This window comes from Rheinheimera sp., assembly GCF_036568245.1.
Classification (GTDB): Bacteria; Pseudomonadota; Gammaproteobacteria; order Enterobacterales; family Alteromonadaceae; genus Alishewanella.
In genome coordinates this window covers 1-4,691 of sequence record NZ_DATCSY010000375.1, presented here as the reverse complement: position 1 = coordinate 4,691, position 4,691 = coordinate 1, and the positions used below count along the sequence as shown (strand labels likewise).

5 protein-coding genes and 1 tRNA gene are annotated in these 4,691 nt (G+C 49.2%); all 6 read left to right on the top strand.

Annotation, left to right across the window (positions count from 1 at the left end; all coding sequences use genetic code 11):
* Positions 1–512 (top strand): cell envelope integrity protein TolA (gene tolA, locus VIN66_RS16690; RefSeq protein ID WP_331925035.1); only part of this gene is annotated, 512 nt, incomplete at its 5' end.
* Positions 513–514: 2 nt separating this feature from the next.
* On the top strand, positions 515–1,861 hold the full coding sequence (gene tolB / locus VIN66_RS16685) for a Tol-Pal system beta propeller repeat protein TolB (protein ID WP_331925034.1): 1,347 nt from the start codon (positions 515–517) through the stop codon (positions 1,859–1,861).
* Between the two features lie 43 nt (positions 1,862–1,904).
* Complete coding sequence (gene pal / locus VIN66_RS16680; protein WP_331925033.1) at positions 1,905–2,426, top strand: peptidoglycan-associated lipoprotein Pal; 522 nt, start codon at positions 1,905–1,907, stop codon at positions 2,424–2,426.
* 27 nt (positions 2,427–2,453) lie between these two features.
* Positions 2,454–3,251 carry a tol-pal system protein YbgF gene (gene ybgF / locus VIN66_RS16675; RefSeq protein WP_331925032.1) on the top strand — a complete coding sequence of 266 codons (798 nt, stop codon included), beginning with the start codon at positions 2,454–2,456 and terminating at the stop codon, positions 3,249–3,251.
* Positions 3,252–3,397: 146 nt separating this feature from the next.
* Positions 3,398–3,473, top strand: a tRNA-Lys gene (locus tag VIN66_RS16670).
* A 70-nt stretch (positions 3,474–3,543) separates the two neighbouring features.
* The gene (gene nadA, locus VIN66_RS16665; RefSeq protein WP_331925031.1) at positions 3,544–4,602 is read left to right on the top strand and encodes a quinolinate synthase NadA; all 1,059 of its coding nucleotides are present in this window, start codon (positions 3,544–3,546) and stop codon (positions 4,600–4,602) included.
* Positions 4,603–4,691 lie beyond the last annotated feature (89 nt).

Here is a 4,691-nt window from a genome sequence, read left to right as displayed (position 1 = left end):
CTAAGCAAGCTGAACAGGCCCGGATAGCGAAAGAGCAGGAGCGCCAAAAAGCCGAAGAGGCAGCTAAAGCTGCTGAACAAAAACGCAAAGCCGAGCAGGAAGCTGCAGAAAAAGCCGCGGCAGAGCGTGAGCGTAAGGCAGCAGAAGCAAGGCAGCGTGCTGAGCAGGAACGCGCAATGCAGGAGCAAATGGCAAAAGAAGCTCAGGCGCGTGCTGCTGCCAGAGCACAGCAGGCCGCTACGGAAGTTCAGCGCTACACTGCGCTGATCCGGGATGCTATTCAGCGTAATTTGCTGGTTGATGAAGGTATGCGAGGAAAGTCTTGTCGCATTAATATACGGTTGGCGAGTAATGGTTTTGTAACACGGGTTGGCGTGATAAGCGGTGACCAAACGGTGTGTGATGCAACAGTCAGGGCCGTAAATCGGGCGGGGACTTTGCCGGTATCGGCAGACCCGGATGTGTATAACCAGTTAAAAGACATTAACTTAACGGTAAGCCCAGAACTTTGATTATGTTTAAATTTATTCGAAACACCTTATTTTTATTCGTCGCGGTGCTAAGTGCGCAGGCTCAGGCATCTTTGGAAATTGTTATTACAGAAGGTATAGATTCGGCGCGCCCGATCGCTATTTTACCTTTTACGTTTAAAGGTGCGACCTTACCCAGTCAGCGACTGGATGAAGTTATTGCAGCGGACCTTATGCGTAGTGGCAAATTCAGCCCGCTGGCGAGTATTAAAATGCCACAGCGGCCACAAAGCGCAGCACAGATTGATTACGCTGCTTGGTCGCGTGAGGGCGTTGAAGCCATTGTTATTGGCCAAATCACTGAAATTGGCATTGACCGCTACACTGTGAGTTTTGAGCTTATTGATGTATTAAAGGGCAGCAACGCAGCCAGCCGCCAGTCGTTAAATGCTGGCCGTCTGGGCTCAAATAATGAGCATATACTGGATAGCCGTGAAACGACCATTAACGGCAGTCAGTTCCGCCAGTATGCGCACCGGATAAGCGACATCGTGTATGAGAAACTTACCGGTGAGCGCGGAGCTTTCCTGACCAAAATCGCTTACGTGTTGGTTAATCGCAAGTTGGAATTTCCCTACCAGTTGGTGGTCGCTGATTACGACGGTGCCAACGAGCAGATCCTGCTGCGCTCTAAAGAGCCGCTGATGTCTCCGAGCTGGTCGCCAGATGGCACTAAACTGTCTTACGTAACGTTCGAGAAACGTCAGTCACAGATTTATATTCAGGATATTTATACTGGCCGGCGTACTATGCTTAGCAGTACACCAGGCATTAACGGTGCACCTGTATGGTCACCGGATGGCAGAAAAATGGCAATGGTATTGTCTAAAGATGGCAACACTGAGATTTATACCATGGATATCGCCACTAAGGCGTTAACCCGGATCACTAATCACCGTGCGATAGATACGGAGCCTTCGTGGTCTCCGGATGGCAAAGAACTGTTGTTCAGTTCTGAGCGTGGTGGAAATCCGCAACTTTATAGCGTAAATTTGTTAACGGGTACGACCAGACGTTTAACTTTTGAAGGTGAAATGAATCTGGCCGGCTCTTATACACCGGATGGTAATTCGGTGGTAATGGTCAACCGCATCCGCGGTGAGTACCGAATCGCGAAGATGGATCGTCAGACCCGCTTCCTGCAGGTGCTTACCAAAACTAACCTGGATGAATCGCCAAGTGTGGCGCCGAACGGTTCGATGATCATATACAGCACCATGCACGGTTCAACGCAGGTGTTAGCACTGGTTTCTATGGATGGTCGTTTTAAAGCACGACTGCCGGCAGTCGAAGGACAGGTAAAATCGCCGGCGTGGTCGCCGTTTTTATAGAAAAGCAAGATAGTTATTACATTTAAATACTAAGGACAACATCATGAAATTAAATAAAGTGTTAAAAGGTTTATTCATTGCATTACCAGTGCTGACTTTGGCTGCTTGTAGCTCAACTTCATCTACTGATCAGTCAGGCGCTGATACGTCAAACGTACCACAAGAGACTGTACAGGTTGAAACTGTTGAGCAAACAATGAGCCCGGCAGAACAAATGCGTCAGAAACTGGAAGCGCTGCGCCAGGAAAACACCATTTATTTCGACTTCGACAAAGCAACTGTACGTCCTGAGTTCATCGAAACTCTGCAGGCGCACGGTGCATTTTTAACGGCTAACCCAAGCGTACGTGTAACAATTGAAGGCCACTCAGACGAGCGCGGCACTCCAGAGTACAACATCGCACTGGGCGAGCGTCGTGCTCAGGCTGTTGTACAGTATCTGCAAAACGTAGGTGTTTCAGCTGGCCAAATCTCTACTGTTAGCTACGGTGAAGAGAAGCCGGTTGATATGTCACGTACTGAAGCAGGTTTTGCTAAAAACCGTCGTGCAGTGTTAGTCTACTAATCCAGACTAATTACTGTATTGATACGCATGACTGTTAAATATACTCTGCTCGCTGCACTGACACTGGTTCATACCGGTGTTAGTGCTAACCCTGCGCCTGTTACTGATATTAATCGTAACCGGGCATCCTCTAACGCCATGTCAGCAGCGCAACCTTCCGGTTCGTTGGAACAGCGCCTGACGACTCTGGAACGCATTGTGGAGGCCCGTACCGAGGCTCAGCTTCGTATGGCGCAGCAATTACAAACCTTATTGGATGAGGTGAGTGAATTGCGGGGGGTAACTGAAACACATACGTATCAGCTTGACGAAATCCTGCAACGCCAACGCGATTTGTATCAGGAAATAGACCGGCGGGTCAGTGCTATCCAGCAGCCAGCTGCCAATAACAGTGCAGCGGTGATGCCGGTAGACACGCCTGTGGCGACACCTAGCTACTCCAGCGATATTTCTGAGAACGACGCGTACGATAAAGCTGTCAACATGGTGCTGAAAGATCGGCGCTATGAGGCGGCAATTCCGGAGTTTGAGAGTTTTATTCAGAGCTACCCCAATTCAGGTTATGCACCTAATGCCCATTACTGGCTGGGGCAGTTATTGTTTAACAATAATGAGCTGGCCAAGGCAAAAACGCATTTTGAGCGGGTAGTGAATAATTTTCCTCAGTCAAATAAAGTTGCCGACGCCTTGCTTAAATTAGGTCAGGTGGCCGAGCGCGAGAACCAAAAAGACGCAGCCCTGCGGTATTACCGTCAGCTGGTTGATAAGCACTCAACTGCGACATCAGCGAAACTGGCGCAAGACAGGATTGACGCACTTAAGTAACTCAACCCGGCGTTAGCCGGGTTTTTTCTGTGCACAAGATGTTAGTATCCGCTGGCATTTTGAGCAGTCAGACCAGTATCAGCCGGTTTTTAACACTTTTTGGTTGCACAAAAGCCGTAAATCAGTAAGATATGCGTCCGCAGTGGGGGTCATTAGCTCAGCTGGTAGAGCAGCGGACTTTTAATCCGTTGGTCGATGGTTCGAATCCATCATGACCCACCATGCAATGTTCTGTATTTTACCAACACGCAGCGCTATAATAGCCGCCCTTTTAAGCCAGCGGGTGAGCCCTATGGAACAAGCGTTGTATTTCACAGAGCAAGATTTTGCCTTCCCTAAAAAGCCGCTGCCATTAAGCAGCGATGACAAGCAAGCCTACAAGGATCGTATTAAAAAGCTGTTACAGCAAAAAGACGCTGTACTGGTTGCACACTATTATACCGATCCTGAAATTCAGGCGTTGGCGGAAGAAACCGGTGGCTGTGTATCTGACTCCTTAGAAATGGCCCGTTTTGGTAATGAGCACCCGGCGAAAACCCTGATTGTCGCTGGTGTTAAGTTTATGGGCGAGACAGCAAAAATTTTAACGCCGAATAAAACCGTATTAATGCCAACGCTGGATGCAACCTGTTCGTTAGACTTAGGCTGCCCGGCTGAGCCATTCTCGGCATTTTGTGACGCGCATCCTGATCGCGTTGTGGTGGTGTACGCTAACACCTCTGCCGCGGTTAAAGCCCGCGCCGATTGGGTGGTTACCTCATCTATTGCCTTAGACGTAGTGGATTACCTCGACAGCATGGGTAAAAAAATTATCTGGGGCCCGGATAAGCATTTAGGTGCTTATGTGCAAAAGCAAACCGGCGCCGATATGTTGCTGTGGAACGCGGCCTGTATCGTACACGATGAATTTAAAGCCAATGCGTTGGTAGAGCTTAAAAAGCAATACCCGAACGCTGCAGTGCTGGTACACCCTGAATCGCCCGATAGCGTTGTACAGTTAGCCGATGCGGTAGGCTCAACCAGTCAGCTGATTAAAGCCAGCCAGACACTGCCAAACGATACCTTTATTGTCGCAACCGACAAAGGCATCTTTTACAAAATGCAGCAGCAGATGCCGGATAAGACCTTTATCGAAGCCCCAACCGGCGGTAACGGCGCCACATGCCGCAGTTGTGCTCATTGCCCCTGGATGGCAATGAACGGCTTAAAAGCGATAGAAGCAGCGTTAACCGACACTACAGGGCATGAGATTTTTGTTGATGCGACACTTCGCGAAAAAGCATTGGTGCCATTAAATCGGATGCTGGGGTTCGCGGCGGAGCTTAAAAAGCAGGTTAAAGGTAACGCCTGATCGCCAAAGGCTGGGCTGTGATGAAAATTCCGGCAGAAACAACCGGCTTTTCGATATAACAGTTGCAGCAGGCGGGGAATTTCCCTAGT

Bases quoted from the DNA above. Each gene is read 5' to 3' on its own strand.
- tolB (WP_331925034.1), top strand. From the start codon at position 515: ATGTTTAAATTTATTCGAAACACCTTATTTTTATTCGTCGCGGTGCTA.
- pal (WP_331925033.1), top strand. From the start codon at position 1,905: ATGAAATTAAATAAAGTGTTAAAAGGTTTATTCATTGCATTACCAGTG.
- ybgF (WP_331925032.1), top strand. From the start codon at position 2,454: ATGACTGTTAAATATACTCTGCTCGCTGCACTGACACTGGTTCATACC.
- nadA (WP_331925031.1), top strand. From the start codon at position 3,544: ATGGAACAAGCGTTGTATTTCACAGAGCAAGATTTTGCCTTCCCTAAA.